The following is a 20,206-nucleotide window of genomic DNA, read 5'->3' as shown; positions in this document are numbered from 1 at the left end:
ATGAAACAAATCTGAAACTTTGCGCTGAAATAAATATCCGGATACCGAAAATCGGACTCTTTTGTTTAGAAAAATCAGTCCGACTTAAAGTCGAACAGTATTTAACTGATTGATTTTCTGTAATCTGTAGGGGTAACACCCGTTTCTTTTTTAAATGCTGTATAAAATGAAGATTTAGAATTAAAACCTACCTGATACAATACTTCCAAGACTGTTAGCTGTGGATTTTCCTTTAAAAGAGTTTTAGCACTGTTAATTCTGAATTCATTAATGAAATCAAAAAAATGTTTTCCCACTGACTGATTGATCAACAATGATAGTTGTTTTTCCGGCAAGTTGATTTTCTCTGCTAGTTTTTGTAACGTTAACGTATCATCTAAGTAAGGCTTTTCCATCTCCATCAGAATCAGGAGATCTTTTAACTGTTCTGATTCCTCCTTAAAGTCAGGAGCTTTCTTTACCGGAACTAAATCTTTATCTATTCCAGCAAATAAATCCGGTCTGTATAAGCAATTTAACACAAACCAACTGATCATAAATAATGCAAAGAAACCTGTAAATGTATACAAATACAACAGAATGTCGTTATTCTTAATGAAACCCCTGAGCAGTACAAAAAAATTACCTATTAAAAATAAAATTGTAGTTCTTAACAACCATTGATAAACTTGTTGATGATTGCTCGAGTAATTTTCCCGGTATAGTTTCTTAAATGTTCTCAGCACAAGAAATACGGCAACAATATAATAGTAATATTGTACTGTCAATAGCATATCAAATAACCGATAGCCTTGTTTTGAAATGTCTGTTGAAATAAATAAAACAAAGGAAAGTAAGAATAGTAATGCATGTAAAAGGTGTTTTTTGTTTAAGTTAAAATTATAATAACAGGCTGATTTTACATACAGATAATACAGAGGCATCTGTAATAAGACACTGGCAGATTTAAAGCTTCTAAAAAAAGTGCTGGAAGGAGACCAAAAAAGACCCGATAAATCAATGGAAGAAACGAGAAGAAATGAAGCAAATAAATAATTAGGTAATTTTCTTTTACTTTTTGCTGTTATCAAAAAGATCACAAGCAGCAAAAACAAAAAAGCAATAATTTTGCCCAGATCACCTATTAATGTCATATTTCTTGTTTAAATTACAATATTACAAAAAATGTAATCGCCTTGGTAAAAACATTCATTGATGCATTAAAATTATTTAAAACTGCAAATCTTACAAATTCAATTTTTTATTCAATAATATTCTAATCCGCAAATAAAATCTACTGCGCAAAAAGACCGCGCAAATCATTTATTAATTTGTATCATAAAACAACAACAATGAAAGATAGAATATTAGAAAAACTAAAAGAAGTTGAAGAAAAACGTGGTATAGAAGTACTTCTTGCCGTAGAATCAGGAAGCAGAGCCTGGGGTTTTGCCTCTCCGGACAGTGATTATGATATACGGTTTATATACCGACATAAAAAAGACTGGTATCTTTCTCCCTGGGATAAAGATGAAACGATAGAATTTATGACAGAAGATGATCTAGATGGTTCTGGTTGGGACCTTCGAAAGACTTTTCATCTTTTGTTGAAATCCAATGCTGCATTATTAAGCTGGTCCTACTCGTCTATCGTTTATATGGAAAACGAGAAATTTGTGGAATTATTTAAACCATTGGCAGACGCGTGTTTTTCTCCCGTAGCCGTTTCTTATCACTATTTAAGTATGAGTAAGAAATATCTGGAAGCCTGCAGACATGATGAGGTAAAATTAAAAAGTTATTTCTACTGTCTTAGAACGGCGCTTACCGGAAAATGGATATTAGAAAAAGGAACTGTACCTCCGGTTTTATTCAGTGATCTATTGGTTTTAGTAGATGACTTTACGAGAGTTAAAATAGAAAACCTTGTTGCTCTAAAAGCGACTAAAGGAGAATTTTATTATCACGCCAACGATTGGGAACTTTTCGGATTTCTTGAAAGTGTAGTTACTGAGACTGAGGATAGAGCAAAGAGTTTATCTGCTAGAAAAGCGGATAAAGTTGAGATGGAAAAAGTATTTAGGGAAATATTAGCAGACTAGATAAAAGATGATAAGTATTTCAATATATTAAAGCTTTTGAAAAACATAGAATTTCAGTAATAATAACAATTCAATATGACGATCCAGGATCTTAAAAATAAAAAACTAATCCTTTTCGAAGCCATTTCCGGAAGCCGTGCTTTCGGATTGGCGACGGAAAATTCTGACACCGATATCCGAGGGATATATTATATTCCGAAAGAAGATTTTTTTGGACTGAATTATGTTCCGCAAATCTCTAATGAGACTAATGATATTACCTACTATGAAATCGGAAGGCTCATAGAGCTACTGCAAAAAAACAATCCGAACATTCTTGAGATTCTGGCCAGTCCGGAAGATTGTATTTTAGAGAAACACCCTCTGATGGATCTTCTAAAACCCGAAGACTTCCTGTCAAAATTATGCAAAGACACCTTTGCAGGATATGCTATCTCACAGATCAAAAAGGCTAAAGGATTAAATAAGAAAATCCTAAATCCTATAGATCAAGAAAGGAAATCCATTCTCGATTTCTGTTTTATTCTTGAAGATCACCGCTCAGTACCGTTGAAAGAATGGCTTTTCAGAAATGAAAAAGTTCAGGAGAAATGTGGATTGGTCAGCATCGATCATACTAAAGGAATGTTTGCTTTATTTTATGATAATACCCACACATTAGGTTATAAAGGAATTATCCGGAATGAGGAAGCTAATCAGGTTTCAGTATCCTCTGTTCCTAAAGGAGAAAAAACCGCTGCCTATCTCTTTTGCAATCTTGATGCCTACTCTGTGTATTGTAAAGATTATAAAGAATACTGGAAATGGGTCTCAGAACGAAATGAAGACCGTTATAACGTGAATCAAAATCATGGACAAAACTATGACAGCAAAAACATGATGCATACCATCCGTTTATTGCAGTCTTGTGAACATATTTTTAAAACTGGATCGATGCATATCCGTGTTGAAAATCGAGATGAATTATTAGATATTAAAGCTGGAAACTGGTCTTATGATGAGGTAATGAAAAAAGCTGAAGATCTGGTAAAGTCTATTGATCAATACCACTCAGTTTCTACACTTCCTGAAGAACCGGATCTGGAAAAGACAACAAAGATATTGGTTGAAATAAGAGAAAGATTGTATGGTTAAAATTGAAAGTACTAAGAGTTGACTTAGAGATTAATTCATCGCAATGACAGATTTAGTGTATAGATATGCTTTACATTTTTACAATTTTTGGCGCTGATAGTAATCTAAATTTGTAAAAAAAATAATGAAAGTAGTATATTTTTTAACTGCATTCTTGCTTAGCTTCACCATCCAGGCACAGGATTCTTTAGTTACTAAGATTGCGTCACAACATTATCAAATTATAAATTTCGAGAATAACCATTTTTCGGGTGAAGGAATTACAAACCTTACTCAGACTATTGCAAAGCATAAATATGTTCTAATTGGTGAGGATCATCTTAATAATGAAGTCCTGGATTTTACAACTTACCTTACTAATCATATCAACTTCGACAATTATATCACAGAAACTGATCAGTTCACTATTGATATCCTTAAAAAAGATTGTAAAAAAAATAAAGACCATCAGTCTATTGCACCTAACTCTAATGATAAATTTTCTTTTTTCTCATTTAATAAAGATCATAATCTATTAGATTATTTTTTCGAAAACAATAAGACTGTGATAGGTCTTGATCAGGTTTATTACAATTCTGATGCAGTTATTTTCCAGGAACTTATTAAAATAACAACCAATAAAGTAGCAAAAACAAAATATCAAGCTTTATTAAAAGAATCCACAACCCGATGGGATAGATATAAAAAAGAATCAAACCTGGTTCCGCTTAAGGATGGTTCCAATCGCCCTTATCTGTTTTCTGATGATCTGGGTAAGAATCTTGCAGAGCTTCAAAAATTAAAACTGTCAGACTACGAATATCGTGCTATCAATAAACTGAAAACCAGCAACGAGATATACATCCTCGAAAATAAAGAAAAAGAAGCAGAATCTAACTTTTTGAGAAGCTCGTCGATGAAAGAGAATTTTCTTGAAAATCTTGATAAAATTAAAGGCAAAAGAAATTTGTTTAAGTTTGGAGCAAACCATGCTGCTAAAGATAAAAGCTTATTACAAAACAGTTCTGATATTGGAAATCTAGCTTCTGCTTTAGCTGATTCAGAAAAGGAAAAATCTTTACATATCGCTATTATACAAAAATCTGGTAAAACCGGCTCTTTTCTTTCGGAAAGCAATGACGCTGAATATGTTTTATTCTTAAGACCCTTTTATCGATTGGTCAATAAGGAAAATCAATGGCTCTTATTTGACCTCACTAAAATTAACGAAGAGATAAAGAAACAAAATACTTCTGTTAAATCAGGTACTCTTAAAAATTTACTGGGTGGCTATGATTATTTAATTATAATCCCTAAAGTAACTGCACAGAAAATGATCACTTAAGTAATGCTAAATTGACATGTTGAGATGTTATAAAGATATTGTTTGGAAAGGATAATCCAAATTCATCAACCGCAAAAATAACTTTATAAAAAGTTGTTCGTTTTAATTTGTAGTAATTAGAAAAAACCTCCTATTTCTCGGAGGTTTTTTCGCTTTTATCTTTTTAGCAAAAAATAAAAAGTAAATTAATTATTGTTTTACGATAATTAATTATACATTTGCATTATTAATATTAATCGTGCTATGAACCAGACTAAAATTATTTCAAGGATTCTTTACTATCTCTGCCTTGTATTGTCAGCAGGTTATATGTTGACGGCAGTATATTCTGTTTTCTGTCTTATTACAGGCTTTGCTACTACTCCATACAAGGAAAACAAATTTCTTCATATCAATTTTCCTTTTACGGATCAGCCTTTTCTCAATATTGAGAATAATTATCCTTACATTTTATTTTCATTTATGACAGTTTTAATTACATATGGTATTTTCTTCTGGTTTTCGGCGAGAGTTTTTAAAGTTTTTTTTCAACCAAAGCTATTCAACGAAAAAAATATCATACAGCTTAAAAGATTTTACATATACAATATTTTCCTTCCTTTGCCTATTGTGATTATAGCAAGTTTTTTCGTGGAAGTGGAAAGTATGATATGGGGACTGGTTTTTATCCATTTCATGTTAGGAATTTTCTGTCTGTTTCTTGCTAATATCTTCAAGCAAGGACTACATTTGCAAAACGAACAAGACCTATTTATATAATATGCCGATTATAGTCAACTTAGATGTGATGCTTGCCAAACGAAAAATGCAGAGTAAAGAATTGGCAGAAAAATTAGGAATTACACCTGTTAATTTATCTATTCTAAAAACAGGAAAAGCCAAAGGTGTCCGTTTCGATACGCTGGAAGCAATATGCAAAATCCTGGAATGCCAACCCGGAGATATTCTCGAGTATAGAGAGTAGTAAGGATCTGGAATAAAAGTTTAAAATTGAACCTCTAAAGTTTTATTTCTCTTTATTCTTTATTCTAAAAATCATAAATCCCTCCTACATCATCATCAACTAATCACAACCACATATCATTTTCAAAAAGCAATGGAAACATTGCCAGCTATTTTATTACCCAAACTCAAGATTATGAACACATTATCTATCAACCATCTCAGCCTGACCTATAAAAATGGCTCTCAGGCAATTAAAGACATTTCATTGGAGATCGGAAACGGCATGTTCGGTTTGCTTGGCCCGAATGGAGCCGGAAAATCTTCTTTAATGAAAACAATTGTCGGTCTGCAGAAGCCCAGTTCCGGAAATATCCTTTTTAATGGAAACGACATTTCTAAAAACCCTGATTGCATAAAACAGAATCTAGGATTTTTACCACAGGATTTTGGAGTCTATCCAAAAATTTCAGCTTATGATCTATTGAATCATATAGCTATTCTAAAGGGGATTAAAGAGCATTCTGAGCGTAAGGATCAGGTCTTTAATTTATTGGAAAAAGTTAATTTATCTGATTTCAGAAATAAAGAAGTCCATACTTTTTCCGGCGGTATGAAACAGCGTTTTGGAGTTGCTCAGGCCTTACTGGGAAATCCTAAGATCATTATCGTTGATGAGCCAACAGCAGGCTTAGATCCGGAAGAGCGTAACCGTTTTAATTCTTTATTAAACGACATCAGTAAAGAGGTTATCGTGATCCTTTCTACTCATCTTGTAGAAGATGTCAGAAATTTATGTTCTGAAATGGCTATTATGGATAAGGGTCAGGTTCTCCGAAAAGGAAAACCCAATGATCTTATTTCTGAACTCGAAAACAGAATCTGGTCAAAACCTATTGATAAAAATGAATGGGAAACCTATCAGCTGAGCCACCATATCATCAGTCAGCAGCTGATTGAAAGGGAATTGTATATCACGACATTTTCCGAAGAGCAGCCAAATGGCTTTAACTCTGTTTCTCCCTTATTGGAGCACGTTTACTTCCATACTCTCAGACAAAAACCTTAATCATGAATCCATTATTTTTATTCGAAGCCAAGCGCAGCAGTAAGCATTGGCTAAGTTATCTTGTTGCCATAACCCTCGTAATGCTTGGTGTCTTTTGTGGAAATCAGTTCAATCTTAGTGTTGGGGAAGGGATTTATCTCAATTCACCATATACAATAGGTTTTATGATTGGGATGTTAAGTCTTTCCATACTTTTTTTGGCAATCATTTACGCGAACCAACAGCTTTTTAAAGACTGGGATTCAAAATTTGATAGTATCCTTTTTTCTTTCCCATTCTCAAAATGGACTTACCTGACAGGAAAATTTATATCCTATTTTCTACAGACTTTTCTCAGTTTTGTATTATTGATATCAGGCTTTATAATCGGTCAAAATATAAGAACAGGAACAGAAATACAGCCTTATTTTAATCTTTGGTATTATATATATCCTCTATTTATTTTAGGTTTTATCAATTGTTTTTTAGTCTGTAGTCTTTTATTCCTCATATCCTTTTCTACTAAAAGAAAACTTTTGGTCGTAGTCGGTGGTTTACTGCTTTATGTTCTGTATATGGTAGTCCTGCTATTTTCTAATTCCCCTTTTATGGCAGGAAGTCTGCCCCAATCAGAAAAAGCACAACAACTGTCGGCTTTACTTGATCCGTTTGGTATATCATCTTACTTTTTTGATGCTAAAGAATATACAATTCATCAGAAAAACAAATTGGTCGTCCCATTCTCAGGATATCTTTTGATCAACAGATCTATTTTCATCATCCTGTCCATATTATTCCTAGTACTCTCCTATCGATTCTTTTCTTTTAGAGGTCTTTCAAACAAAAAATCCAAAAAGAAAAATGAATCCTTTGCTTCCCTTAAAACGATTATATCAGATTATCATATTACACAATCAGACTTCGGAAGTATAACCTCTTTTAAATCTGTTTTATCATTTGCGAAAATTGATTTGATCTACCTTTTTAAGAGTATTACCATCATAGCTATTTCTATCCTGTTACTATTTGCTGTAGGTATGGAAATGTATGCTGAAATCGAAAAGGGAATCCGACTGCCACAAAAATATGCCAGTTCGGGATTGATGGCAACAACTATTTCTGAAAATTTTCATTTTATAGGTCTATTGATTATGACCTATTTCATTAACGATCTTTATTGGAGAAGTCAGTCTTCAGGATTTTACATGATTGAAAAAAGCACATATTTTTCAAGTAATAAATTGGGTGGACATTTCCTTTCAGCAAGTATTCTGATCTTCTTTTTCACGGGGATCCATATTATTGAAGGATTGATCTTTCAGTTGGGATACCGTTATTTTCATATTGATTGGAGTGCATATCTTGGTACTATCCTTTTTAATACTTTACCATTAATTCTTTTTTCCGGTTTTTTATTACTCATCAATGACAGTATTAAAAACAGGTTTGTAGCATTGGGAATTTCTGTTTTGGCTGTTTTCCTATTGACCGGCCCAATATCAAAAAAAGTCATCACTTATCCTTTGTTAAGAATATTTTCTGATTTCAAAGGTGTATACAGTGATTTCAACGGTTATGGGATCTATGAGAACTCTTTTGCCGGGAGACTCTTATTTGGAGCGGGTTTGATCATATTTTTATGGATAATCCTTCCATTAATTAAAACTAAAAAATGGACGATTAAAAAAACAATTTTCGCTTTCATCATGTTAGTCACAGGAATGATCAGCGGATCTCTTTTTATGAGGGGTTTTATTCCTCATGATGATGAAGAAACGATTATAAAAGCGGTTCATTATGAAAAAAAATTCAGAGTTTACGAAAATCTGCCTCAACCTACGATAACGGATGTTGTTACGGAAATTATGCTGCATCCTTCAGAAAACTCTTATATAATTGAAGGAAAGTATACACTTATCAATGATACGGATAAAATGATGGAAAAGGTTTTAATTAATTTTAATCCAAATTTAAAGATACAATCAGCCGTTTTTGCAACCTCTTTCGAATCAAAGAAAATGAGTGCGGAAGTGACAGAAATTCATTTAAAACGATCTTTACAACCTAATGAGACAGCAACTTTAAATTTCAGATTATCCTATCAATGGGTCGCTGTAAACGGCCATGAATCTTTTAATGCTATTATTGAAAATGGTTCTTTTATGAGAATAAGCCGATATTATCCAAGTATTGGCTATCAGAAAAGTTATGAAATTGAGGATGAAAAAAGAAGAAAAGACTTCAAATTGGGAAAAGCTTCAAAGCTCAAAAGACTTGAAGCTCAGGAAGTATTTAAAAAGGATTTTATTAATTTAAATATGACTGTTTCAACAGAGAAGGATCAAACAGCGATCGGAACTGGAGATTTAATAAAACAATGGACAAATGGCAATAGAAATTATTTTCAGTATAAGGTCAATAGTATCCCATTCCGATTTGCCGTTTCTTCAGCAAGCTATATGCATAAAGGTACTAACTATAAAGGAATTGCTATCAATCTATACTACCATCAAAACATATTGAAAACGTAGATCATCTTATTGAAAATGCCAAAATCACCTTAGATTACTGTATCAGGAATTTTGGAAAATATCCTTTTAAATCAATTAATTTTACGGAAATTTCCTCTTTTACTAAAGGCTTTGCTGCTACTGCTTATCCTTCAGCGATCTTTATGCCCGAAGACATGGTTTTTCATGCTAATATTCATGCAGATAAAGAACAGGATGTTATCAATGAACTGGCGGGTCATGAACTTTCCCATCTCTGGTGGGGAAATAGCCAGATCGATCCTGACGACAGAGAAGGCTCAGTAATGCTAACAGAGACGGTTGCCATGTACACTGAAATGATGCTTTATAAAAAAATGCATGGAAAAGAAAAAATGATGGATCGAATAAAAATGCATCAGCAGATCTATGATAATGAAAAAGGTTTATCCGAAAACCAACCTATTTACAGGGTATCAGGAGATAACCCACATATTGCCTATTCGAAAGGGGCCGTCGCAATGGTAAAACTAAGTGAACTGCTTGGAGAAGAAAAGGTAAATATGGCCTTGAAAAACTTCCTTTTAAATAATCAATATCCGAAAAAGCCCACAAGTTTAGATTTACTTAAGGAATTTTACAAAGTGAGCCCAAATGACTCTACTAAAAAAGAAATCGATAGATTATTTAAAATGATATAGCAAGTATAGTCATTATGAAAAGCTATTAAAAGAAATAGTTCTATTCCAAAAAAATCCCTCATAAAGAGGGATTTTATATATTAGTAAGACTAAAATTTTATGCTTCAGAAGAAGGATTTTGATTTTCTGTTGGAGCTTGAGCTGAAGGTCTGTCACCTTCAGGTCTTGCTTGTTGTTCCTGTCTTGGCTTCTGCTCCGGTCTTGGAGGTCTTGGCAACAAAACTTTACGAGACAACTTCATTTTCTTACGGTCATCATAACCCATAAATTTCACTTCCACTTCATCACCTTCTGCATAAGGAACTTTATCCAAACGAGACCATTCGATCTCAGAAATGTGAAGTAAACCTTCAGTACCTTTCGCAATTGCTACGAAAGCTCCAAAATCCATTACTTTCACTACTTTTCCTTTATATACTTCACCTACTACAGGTACGAAAGTAATTTCGTTGATTCTTGCAATAGCAGCATTGATCTTCTCTCTGTCTGTTCCTGCAATTTCAATACGTCCGATTTCACCAACTTCTTCAATCGCAATAACTGTATCTGTATCTTTCTGTAACTGCTGAATGATTTTTCCACCAGGTCCGATTACCGCACCAATAAAGTCTTTAGAAATTTCTAACACTACCATTTTCGGAGCATGAGGTTTCACATCTGGTCTTGGTGCTGCAATAGTTTCTGTAATTTTATTTAAGATGTGTAATCTTCCGTCTTTAGCTTGCATTAAAGCCTGCTCCATGATATCCATAGAAAGTCCCTGGATTTTGATATCCATCTGACAAGCTGTGATACCATCTGCAGTTCCTGTTACTTTAAAGTCCATATCTCCTAAGTGATCTTCATCTCCTAAGATATCAGAAAGTACGGTGAATTTTCCAGATTTTGTATCTGTAATAAGACCCATTGCAATACCAGAAACTGGTTTTGTAATCTGTACCCCAGCATCCATTAATGCTAATGTTCCAGCACAAACTGTTGCCATAGAAGAAGAACCGTTAGATTCTAAAATATCAGAAACAATTCTGATCGTATATGGATTTTCAGCAGGAATAACCGCCTGTAAAGCTCTCTGAGCTAAGTTTCCATGTCCAACTTCTCTTCTTGAAGTTCCTCTTAAAGGTCTTGCTTCACCAGTTGAGAATGGAGGGAAGTTATAATGTAAGAAGAATTTCTCATCATAGTTTGCCATAACGCTGTCTACCATATTAGCATCTTTTACAGATCCTAAAGTTACAGCTGTTAAAGACTGAGTTTCACCTCTTGTGAAAACTGCTGAACCATGAGCTCCCGGAAGGTAATCAATTTCTGACCAGATAGGACGGATCGTCTTAGGATCACGACCATCAAGACGGATATTGTCTTCTAAGATCATCTGACGCATTGCTTCTTTCTCTACATCATGATAATATACTTTTACGAAAGGTGTTACTCTTTCTAATTCTTCAGCATTATCAACATATTGAGCTAAAAACTCTTCACGAAGCGCTTTGAATTTTTCTCCTCTCTCTTCTTTACCAGATGGAGTTCTTGCAACTTCATAAACTTTATCGTAAGTTTCTTTCCACACTTTTTCACGGATTGCTTCATCGTGATTTTCGTGGTTATATTCTCTTTTAGGTAAAGATTTACCAACTTTTTCAGCTAATCTTTCCTGAGCTTCAATCTGCTTTTTAATTTCGGCATGTCCAAAGATGATCGCTTCCAGCATTTCCTGCTCAGAGATCTCCTTCATCTCTCCTTCTACCATTACAATTGAATCTTTAGTAGCTCCAACCATAATATCAAGCTCAGAGTTCTTAAGATCTTCATAACTTGGATTAACAGAAAGTTTTCCGTCAAATCTTACTACTCTAACTTCTGACATTGGTCCGTTAAAAGGAATATCAGTAATAGCAATTGCAGCAGAAGCAGCTAAACCTGCTAAATCATCAGGAATAGATTTTCCATCATAAGAAATAAGGGAAATCATAACCTGAACTTCAGCATGAAAATCCTCAGGGAAAAGCGGACGAAGAACTCTGTCCACCAAACGCATTGTTAAAATTTCCTGATCTGAAGGTCTTGCTTCTCTACGGAAAAAGTTTCCAGGAATCTTTCCTCCTGCATAGAATTTTTCTCTGTAATCTACTGTTAATGGCAAGAAATCTACTCCAGGATTAGCTTCTTTATTGGCTACAACAGTTGCTAAAAGCATTGTTCCACCCATTTTTACTACTACAGAACCATCAGCCTGTTTTGCTAATTTACCTGTTTCAATTGTGATTTCTCTGCCGTCTGCAAGAGTAATCGTTTCTGTAAACGCTTGAGGTATACTCATAAATAATTTTTGTTTAAACACTCCGTATTGAGTGTGATTGATATAAATTCGTCTAAAATTTCGTTTGCAAATATAAGCTATTTTCTCGGTAACTGCCAGCATAAAAAAGAAAAGAGATCCAGTCATTAAATAACTATCTAGCAACAACTTAGTCAGATTTTTAAAAGTCACTGCCCATTTCAAACTGTGAAGCTTATCATATTGAGCAATTCAAAAGTATATCTATTAAAGTTAACTCCACTTTTCACTCTTTTATTTATCTATGAAAATTTTCTTGGTCTATTTTTGTCTCAATCAGAGATAATAATTGTGTTTAAGGATAAAATTAACATAAAAAGGTTAAGAAAAGTTGCAGAAAAAAAAGTTGTTCCCCTATATTTGCCTTGCTTTTTAAAGTCTGTTTTATGTATGATAAAACAGTTTTAAAGTTCCAACTTTTATAACTCGTTGAAAGAGTATATCATCATCTCTTTCTTTTAAATAAATGTTTATGATTAAAAATAAAGAAGTAAAGTCGCAAAGCAGGAATTATACGGTTCCTTTGATCACCATCACCTTGTTATTTTTTATGTGGGGATTTATTACCTGTATGAATGATATTTTGATCCCTTATCTCAAGCAGCTTTTCAATCTCACCTTCTTCGAATCTATGTTGGTACAGTTCTGTTTCTTCGGAGCTTATTTTATTGGTTCATTAATTTACTTTTTCATTTCTATTTCTAGTGGAGATCCTATTAATAAAGTTGGTTATAAAAAAGGAATTATATTTGGTATTTTCCTGGCTGCCTTTGGATGTGTTCTATTCTATCCAGCCGCTACTTTTTCTTACTACCCTTTATTTCTGGGTGCCCTGTTTATTCTAGGCCTGGGATTCACCGTATTACAAATTACAGCGAATGCATATGTTTCTTTATTAGGAAGTGAAGAATCTGCTTCCAGCCGTTTAAATATGACTCAGGCGTTCAATGCTTTTGGGACAACTATTGCTCCGGTATTAGGCGGACATTTAATTTTCGAATTTTTCTCAGCACCAGACGGATCATTCAGTGCAGTAGCAACAAGAATCCCTTATTTAATCTTTGCAGGAATCCTTTTGTTAGTTGCTTTATTGATCTCAAGAGTAAAACTTCCCTCTTTTCAGACTAATGAAGAAGAAATTATAAAAGGTTGGGGAGCATTGGAATTCAGCCATTTGAAATTTGGCGTTTTTGCTATGTTCTGTTACGTAGGTGGGGAGGTAGCTGTTGGAAGTTTTATCATCAGCTTCCTGGAGCAGCCACAAGTGATGGGCTTTAATGAAATCATCAGCAAGAACTATCTTTCTTTATATTGGGGTGGCGCTATGATCGGACGTTTTTTAGGAGCTATTTCTTTAAACCAATCGATCAGTCAGGGAAAAAAGGCTATTTACATGCTTGGAGCTGCTACTGTTGTCTTTCTAGTCATCTTCAGTATCGTTAATCTTACCTTTTCTCAGATTAGCTTTTTCCTTGTATTTATCGTACTTAATTTTATTGCTTTCTTCATTGGTAAGGCAGCTCCTGCAAGAACATTGTCTATTTTCGCTGCAGTAAATGTCATATTGCTGATTTCCGCTATGGTGAATCATGGTGAATTGGCCATGTATAGTATTTTAGGAATCGGGATTTTCAATTCTATCATGTTCTCTAATATCTACACACTTGCTATTTCAGGATTAGGAAAATATACGAGCCAGGGTTCATCTCTAGTGGTTATGGCCATTTTAGGAGGTGCTATTGTTCCTATTTTCCAGGGATTCCTTGCTGATCAGTTTGGCGTGCAGCACTCCTTTATTATTCCAGTATTTTGTTATCTGGTCATTCTGATTTTCGGAGCCTATTGCACTAAATATCTGGGACATGTAGAAACTACAGAAGCCAAGTCAGGACATTAAACTAATTTATTATATTATAAAAGCTTAGGCTTCATTAAAATCGATCACCTGAATGATTAGAACTGGTTTTAATGAAGCCTATTTAATTTTTAAAATTCGATTTCGGATCTATCTTCTTTCTTTTTTAGAAAATGTATATCCTAATCTCCATTCAAGATAATCAGCAATATGTAGATCATACGCGTTAATTCCAAATGAAGCAAAAAGCCGGTCGGTGATCTGATAATGCAAGCCTATTTTTTGAAAAAAAGCTGGACTGTCATATTTCCGTTCTTTTCTAAAAATGTAATATCCTGCACCAATATTTACATACAATTTACCAATCATTAACCGATAAGTAGGAATAACACTGAATAGCAACCGATCATTCGAGAAACGTTTTTTCTGATACAGTGTACTATCTGATATATACATGGTGTGATTATATTGCTCATCATGAGTAACACCAATACCGATTCCATAAGCTGATTTTGGAGAATATTGCCGCATATAAAAAGCTTCTGCACCATATACTGAGTAATTAAACCCATCATACCGTTTTCTTAACTCATCACGCTGTCCACCTCGATAAAAGATATTTTTCCGTCCTCCAAAAACTGAGAATTCCAGTGTATTATACCTTTTATGATCAACAAAAACGGTATCTCGTACATGAGATACTGCCCGCTCGGGATAATAAACAAGACTTAACTGAGGGGCATAAGTATTAAGACCTTTATTCGGGAATTTTAATGATCCGTTGGAAAGATGATTAAACTTGAGATTTAATCCTAGATCAAAATGCTTTCCTAATTCATAATACATTCCGGTTCCTAAACTGATAAACATATTCGTTTTAGATCCTACAGATGTATTGTAATAGCCATGATCTTCATCAAATGGATTAGAATTAAATGAAATTCCGAAGTTAACACTATGATACCATTTCAGCTTACCCCACTGCTTGAGCTTTCCATTATAAATACCATAGATTCCAAATGGACTTCCCATTTCCTTGTTTTTGAGAAAGTCAAAAGCGAAAAATCCAATACCATATTGAGGATAATTATAAGCCTTTTCCCAATCCTTCTTACCATTGGTCTGTTTTAAAACCTGAAAAGAATATCCCATATAGTCACTTCGTTGATAACTTTTCAGGGGGTCATTGGTGCGAAAAAAATTTCCGTACTCCGTTCCACCGGAGAATGCCAAAGAAGATGGCACTATGATTTCTTTTTCCTGCGCAATGCAAAAATCAAAAATTAAAGAAAGTACAATCAGACAGAAATACCTAAAAAACATCAATTTAGTTTAAAGACTGGCAAATCTAACCATTCATTCACAATAAATTAATAATTATTTAAATTAAATTTCAAATTACTATTAAACCAACAAAAAAGCAACTTCTTTCGAAGTTGCTTTTTATTTTGAAAATCTTTGTAGATTATTTTCTTAAACCTAGTTCAGCAATAATTGCTCTATATCTTGCGATATCTTTATTTTTAAGGTAATCTAATAAACTTTTTCTTTTACCTACTAATTTCACCAAAGATCTTTCCGTTGCAAAATCGTGACGGTTAGCCTTTAAATGCTGAGATAAGTGATTGATTCTGAAAGTGAAAAGAGCTACTTGTCCTTCAGCACTTCCTGTGTCTTGTGCAGATTTCCCGTGTTTTGAGAAAATTTCCTGCTTTTTTTCTGTTGTTAAGTACATTCCAATATTGTTTAATGATTATTATGTAACGGGTGCAAAAGTACAACTATTTTTTAAGTCAGCAAAACATTATTGATTTCATATATCAAAAATGATAGAAAAAAATGTTAAAAATTTCTTAATAAATTTTATGCCATCCCGTTAAAAGACAGTAATTTTGCAAACGAATACAAATGAGAAAAATTTTACTTTTTACCACGGCTTCTACTCTTTTACTGATCGGTATCGCTTCAGTAAAAGCACAAAAAGGTGCTTCAGAGGACAAAATAAAAAAAGTTCTATACTTTAATCCTGAAGTAGAACCTGATATTGAAGAAATAAAAGAGCCTACCAATCATGCATTTTTTAGTGCTGTCTCAGATCATTTAAGCGGCTATAAGAAAAATAAAATGCTTCGAACTGAAGTCCAGATCCCTTTTGATAGTGTAGATACCCAAACCATTGCTGACTACTGCATCAACAATGATGCTGATTTTGCGATCGTTCCTAAGGTAAAATATTTCAAAGTAGGAATTGGAAAGTATGTTTTCTCCAATCAGGTTATTGTAAGTATGAAACTTTTTGATGCATCGGGGAATTTTATTACAGAATCGGATTATGATACTTACCGTAAAAATATGCGTCTTTTAGGTTCAGCAGAGAACTCTATCAAGATAGGAACCAACGGAGCAATAAAAAGTATTCTGAAAAAATTAAGAAAACTAAAACCTTCTTCAGAATCTGGTTTTTAGTTTTACATCACTATCACTACATTCCACACATCTCATTAGAAATCAAAATTTTAATAAATTTTGATAAAAATAATTCAATTTATTTGTGAATAATTCAAATATTTTGATTAATTTAGTTTCATACTAACAAACTAATGACCATGAAAAATCAAAAACCAACCCGAAGCAAGCATTGAAACCCTAGTGTTACAGCTTGAGATGTAACTAAGCATTTTAGATGTACTGATAGATCATGTCGAAAAAGAGTATATCGTACTCACCACCTACCCGAAGTTTAATTAAACAAAATAAATCTCTTCATTTTTTAAATTCATTATTATACCCGCAATTTTTGCGGGTGTTTTGTTTTTTATACCATAATTCTCATCTGATAAAGATTAGCAGGAAACAATTAACTCTACAAATGAGTGAATAATATAAATATTTTCATTATTTTAGTAACACATTAAAACCAAATACTTTACACTATGAAAAATTTAAAAAAACTCAACAGACAAGAACAAAAAACAATTAATGGAGGTGGAATTATAAAATGCACTGACAACTCACAGTGTTTTGGAGGATTTTGCTGCCACAGGGTTTGCGTTCTGGATGCGTGCTTTGAAGATTAATAACACCTATCAGTTTAACTTTATATTAAAACCTTATGAAAAATCTAAAAAAACTTAACAGACAAGAACAAAAAGCAATTAATGGCGGAGCTCTTAAAAGATGCACCAGCCACGCACAATGTTTTGGAGCATGGTGCTGCAATGGAATCTGTGTACCGCAAGCTTGTATTGAAGATTAATTTAAATCAAATACCATGAAAAATGTAAATTTAAAAAAACTGGACAGGCTGATGCAAAAAGAAATAAATGGCAGCGGGCTTATCAGAAAGTGCAAAGATTCAACTCAATGCTGGGCTGGAGAATGCTGCAGTGGAGGAATTTGTATGGTATCTCCCTTTCCTGTTTGCGAACCGCTTGAATAAAAAACTTATTTTTTTTTAAACTAATTTAAACATCTGTCCCCCACAGATGTTTTTTCATTAATATCCCCTATAGATCAATGCCAATTACCACAGATCACAAGAATAAAACTTTAATAAATCCTTAATTTTGCCACATCATTGGGCAATTCTAAAAAATTGAATTATTTTTGCGTATCCAAAAATCTCACGTTTTGAATTATACTGACGAACTTATCTTAAATCCTGCCGACATTGCCGAAACTCTTAGCGATCTTCCTGCTGATGAGAGGCTATTGGCATTTTTGAAAGTTCCCAAAGAATACAAAGCAGAGGTATTCTCTCATCTCGATCCGGACTTCCAGGAAGAAACTATCAGAAGTATTGGAAGTGATGATGTTTCAGAGATCCTGAATGCGATGACTCCAGATGACAGGACGGCACTGTTTGAAGATTTTCCGGATGAACTTATTAAATATTCCATCAATCATCTTAACCCACAGGAAAGAAGGATTGCATTGAAACTTTTGGGATACCATTCTGATTCCATTGCCCGATTAATGACCCCCTACTACATCCAGATCCGTAAAGAGTGGACAGTAAAGAAATGTCTGCAACAGATCAAGAAGGTTGGAAAAAGGGTTGAAACAATGAACCATCTTTATGTGGTGGATGAAAGAAACCGTTTAATTGATGACTTAGCAGTAGGAAGTTTATTATTAGCAGAGGAAGACACTTTGGTATCTGATCTCACTGATAATCATTTTGTGGCTATAACAACGATGACCTCAAAAGAGGATGCCGTTACATATTTTGAAAAATACGACCGTACTGCACTTCCTATTATCACTGAATCAGGCGTCCTTGTAGGGATTGTAACTATTGATGACATCCTTGACCAGATCGAACAACAAAACACGGAAGACATCCAGAAATTTGGGGGTCTTGAAGCATTAGATTTACCTTATACACAAACCTCGCTTATCGAAATGGTAAAAAAGAGAGGAATGTGGTTGATCATATTATTCTTTTCTGAAATGCTCACAGCATCAGCAATGGGATATTTTGAAGACGAAATTCAAAAGGCAGTTGTATTGGCACTGTTTGTTCCATTAATTATTTCCAGTGGTGGAAATTCAGGCTCACAAGCCGCAACGCTTATCATTAGAGCTATGGCACTGCAGGAAATAGGCTTAAAGGACTGGTGGTATGTCATGAAGAAAGAAATCTTTACAGGCCTCTTTTTAGGAGGAATCCTTGGTATTATTGGCTTTTTAAGAATTATGATCTGGCATGAAGCAGGCTTCTTCAGTTACGGTGCCCATTGGGTATATGTAGGTTTAAGTGTCGCGGTTTCTTTAGTGTTAATTGTACTTTGGGGAACACTTTCAGGTTCTATGGTCCCTTTTATATTAAAAAAATTAAAACTTGACCCCGCTACCTCATCCGCCCCTTTTGTAGCTACGTTAGTGGACGTAACAGGATTAATTATTTACTTTTCCGTAGCCGGACTTTTCTTAACCGGTAAACTTTTGTAATTTTAGGCAAAGTCTAAAAATGAAAGTTATTTCTCTGGTACCCTCTATAACGGAGGCATTATTTGATTTAGGGTTAACTGAAAATGAGATTATTGGAAGAACAAAATTTTGTATTCATCCCCAGGAAAAAGTAAAAAATGTTCCCATTATCGGTGGAACAAAAAACCTGAATATTGAAAAGATTAAAAGCTTAAAACCAGATCTTATTCTTGCCAATAAAGAAGAGAATATTAAAGAACAGGTTGAAGCTCTGATGGAAGATTTTAAAGTTATAGTGACAAATGTTGAAACCATAGAAGACAACTATTATCTATTAAAAAACTTAGGAAACATTTTCCATCAAGAGGAAAAAGCGAAAGCATATAATCTGAAGATCTATGAGGTATTAAATCTTGCAAAAATCAACTCAAAAATCAAAGTAGCCTATCTTATTTGGAAAAACCCTTATATGACAATAGGTTCAGACACTTTCATTCACCGGATTTTAACGGAAATAGGATTTGAAAACAGTTTCCAGGACAGAACCCGATATCCGGAAATTACGGTCGAAGATCTTGCTGAAACCGATATCATTATGCTTTCTTCTGAACCCTTTCCATTTAAAGAAAAACATATTGCAGAGTTAAAAGAATATTATCCCGATAAAAAAATGATGATTGTTGATGGGGAAGCATTTTCCTGGTATGGAACACACATTGCAAAATGTGAAGATTATTTTAAAGAATTGATTGCTGAGATAGATTCAGATTCTAAATAATTTATGACTATGCCCATTTCTATTAAATAAATGAATATGTTTTATTGCCCGCAGATACTTTAGAATAAATGCTAAGACCATAAAAACAAAAAAACTCCGGCTTGTGACCGGAGTTGTATTTTCTTTAAGATGGATTATAAAATTTTGGAAACTTCTTTACAAAGCCATTCTAATAATTCACGGTCTTCATCCGTAAAAGGATCTATTTTATGAGAATCGATATCGATCTGTCCAACATTTTCTCCATTTTTAAAAATCGGAACTACGATTTCTGCCTTGGTATCAATTGAACAGCTCAAATAATTACTTTCCTGCTTAACATCAGGGACTACATAGGTTTCATTAGAAACTGCAACCTGACCACAAATACCTTTTCCAAATGGAATAATAGTATGATCCGTCTCAGCTCCTACATAAGGACCTAAAATCAATTCCTCCTTATCTCCATTTTTAAAATAGAAACCCGTCCAATTGAAATAGGAAATTTCCTGATCCAGCAGGTGACAAACTTTCTGAAGTTTTTCTTCTGTATTATGTTTTGGGCTTTCAAGAATAGAAGAAAGCCTTTTCTTTAATTCTGACAT

At 33.8% G+C, this 20,206-nt stretch carries 19 protein-coding genes; 14 read left to right on the top strand and 5 right to left on the bottom strand.

Annotated features, from left to right (window positions below; translation table 11 throughout):
• Nucleotides 1-101: 101 nt before the first annotated feature.
• Nucleotides 102-1,133 carry a helix-turn-helix domain-containing protein gene (locus NG806_RS21630; protein ID WP_261511302.1) on the bottom strand — a complete coding sequence of 344 codons (1,032 nt, stop codon included), beginning with the start codon at nt 1,131-1,133 and terminating at the stop codon, nt 102-104.
• Nucleotides 1,134-1,331: 198 nt separating this feature from the next.
• On the opposite strand from NG806_RS21630, the gene NG806_RS21625 reads away from it, so the two are divergent.
• The 8 genes from NG806_RS21625 (at nt 1,332) to NG806_RS21590 (ending at nt 9,719) form a co-directional block, all read left to right on the top strand.
• Nucleotides 1,332-2,081 (top strand): nucleotidyltransferase domain-containing protein, encoded by a 750-nt coding sequence (locus tag NG806_RS21625; RefSeq protein WP_261511301.1) that lies wholly within the window; start codon nt 1,332-1,334, stop codon nt 2,079-2,081.
• A 75-nt stretch (nt 2,082-2,156) separates the two neighbouring features.
• On the top strand, nt 2,157-3,215 hold the full coding sequence (locus NG806_RS21620) for a nucleotidyltransferase domain-containing protein (protein WP_261511300.1): 1,059 nt from the start codon (nt 2,157-2,159) through the stop codon (nt 3,213-3,215).
• A gap of 124 nt (nt 3,216-3,339) precedes the next feature.
• Nucleotides 3,340-4,539 carry a hypothetical protein gene (locus NG806_RS21615; RefSeq protein WP_214826540.1) on the top strand — a complete coding sequence of 400 codons (1,200 nt, stop codon included), beginning with the start codon at nt 3,340-3,342 and terminating at the stop codon, nt 4,537-4,539.
• A 243-nt stretch (nt 4,540-4,782) separates the two neighbouring features.
• Nucleotides 4,783-5,298 carry a DUF2975 domain-containing protein gene (locus NG806_RS21610; RefSeq protein ID WP_214826543.1) on the top strand — a complete coding sequence of 172 codons (516 nt, stop codon included), beginning with the start codon at nt 4,783-4,785 and terminating at the stop codon, nt 5,296-5,298.
• A 1-nt stretch (nt 5,299) separates the two neighbouring features.
• Entirely contained in the window at nt 5,300-5,503 is a 204-nt protein-coding gene (locus NG806_RS21605; protein ID WP_040995723.1) for a helix-turn-helix domain-containing protein, read from the top strand.
• Between the two features lie 174 nt (nt 5,504-5,677).
• Entirely contained in the window at nt 5,678-6,550 is an 873-nt protein-coding gene (locus tag NG806_RS21600) for an ABC transporter ATP-binding protein (protein ID WP_261511299.1), read from the top strand.
• 2 nt (nt 6,551-6,552) lie between these two features.
• Nucleotides 6,553-9,060 carry an aminopeptidase gene (locus NG806_RS21595; protein WP_261511298.1) on the top strand — a complete coding sequence of 836 codons (2,508 nt, stop codon included), beginning with the start codon at nt 6,553-6,555 and terminating at the stop codon, nt 9,058-9,060.
• Nucleotides 9,030-9,719: a M1 family aminopeptidase gene (locus tag NG806_RS21590; protein WP_315941773.1), complete on the top strand. Its 690-nt coding sequence runs from the start codon at nt 9,030-9,032 to the stop codon at nt 9,717-9,719. The genes NG806_RS21595 and NG806_RS21590 overlap by 31 nt, the downstream gene beginning before the upstream one ends.
• 97 nt (nt 9,720-9,816) lie before the next feature.
• Here the strand turns inward: NG806_RS21590 and NG806_RS21585 are convergent, their stop codons facing one another.
• A complete protein-coding gene (locus NG806_RS21585) occupies nt 9,817-12,039 on the bottom strand; it encodes a polyribonucleotide nucleotidyltransferase (RefSeq protein WP_261511297.1) in 2,223 nt (740 codons plus the stop codon).
• A 490-nt stretch (nt 12,040-12,529) separates the two neighbouring features.
• On the opposite strand from NG806_RS21585, the gene NG806_RS21580 reads away from it, so the two are divergent.
• On the top strand, nt 12,530-13,954 hold the full coding sequence (locus NG806_RS21580) for a sugar MFS transporter (protein ID WP_261511296.1): 1,425 nt from the start codon (nt 12,530-12,532) through the stop codon (nt 13,952-13,954).
• A gap of 108 nt (nt 13,955-14,062) precedes the next feature.
• On the opposite strand, the gene NG806_RS21575 is transcribed toward NG806_RS21580, so the two are convergent.
• A complete protein-coding gene (locus tag NG806_RS21575; protein ID WP_261511295.1) occupies nt 14,063-15,235 on the bottom strand; it encodes an acyloxyacyl hydrolase in 1,173 nt (390 codons plus the stop codon).
• A 142-nt stretch (nt 15,236-15,377) separates the two neighbouring features.
• On the bottom strand, nt 15,378-15,647 hold the full coding sequence (rpsO, locus tag NG806_RS21570) for a 30S ribosomal protein S15 (protein ID WP_214826564.1): 270 nt from the start codon (nt 15,645-15,647) through the stop codon (nt 15,378-15,380).
• Between the two features lie 173 nt (nt 15,648-15,820).
• Between rpsO and NG806_RS21565 the strand changes: the two genes are divergently transcribed.
• The 5 genes from NG806_RS21565 to NG806_RS21555 all read left to right on the top strand — a co-directional run bounded on the left by NG806_RS21565 (nt 15,821) and on the right by NG806_RS21555 (nt 19,622).
• Entirely contained in the window at nt 15,821-16,378 is a 558-nt protein-coding gene (locus NG806_RS21565) for a pyruvate decarboxylase (protein WP_214826567.1), read from the top strand.
• A 467-nt stretch (nt 16,379-16,845) separates the two neighbouring features.
• Complete coding sequence (locus NG806_RS23115; RefSeq protein ID WP_449243612.1) at nt 16,846-16,989, top strand: bacteriocin-like protein; 144 nt, start codon at nt 16,846-16,848, stop codon at nt 16,987-16,989.
• A 35-nt stretch (nt 16,990-17,024) separates the two neighbouring features.
• Nucleotides 17,025-17,168, top strand: coding sequence for a bacteriocin-like protein (locus NG806_RS23110; RefSeq protein WP_449243611.1), 144 nt, complete (start codon nt 17,025-17,027; stop codon nt 17,166-17,168).
• Between the two features lie 374 nt (nt 17,169-17,542).
• Entirely contained in the window at nt 17,543-18,865 is a 1,323-nt protein-coding gene (gene mgtE, locus NG806_RS21560) for a magnesium transporter (RefSeq protein ID WP_214826570.1), read from the top strand.
• Nucleotides 18,866-18,884: 19 nt separating this feature from the next.
• Nucleotides 18,885-19,622, top strand: coding sequence for an ABC transporter substrate-binding protein (locus tag NG806_RS21555; RefSeq protein ID WP_261511294.1), 738 nt, complete (start codon nt 18,885-18,887; stop codon nt 19,620-19,622).
• Between the two features lie 134 nt (nt 19,623-19,756).
• Here NG806_RS21555 and NG806_RS21550 read toward each other — a convergent pair whose 3' ends face one another.
• Nucleotides 19,757-20,206 carry a GAF domain-containing protein gene (locus tag NG806_RS21550; RefSeq protein WP_214826577.1) on the bottom strand — a complete coding sequence of 150 codons (450 nt, stop codon included), beginning with the start codon at nt 20,204-20,206 and terminating at the stop codon, nt 19,757-19,759.

Source organism: Chryseobacterium paludis (genome assembly GCF_025403485.1).
Classification (GTDB): Bacteria; Bacteroidota; Bacteroidia; order Flavobacteriales; family Weeksellaceae; genus Chryseobacterium; species Chryseobacterium paludis.
The sequence above is the reverse complement of the archived record's forward strand: the minus strand, read 5'-3'. Positions and strand labels throughout refer to the sequence as shown.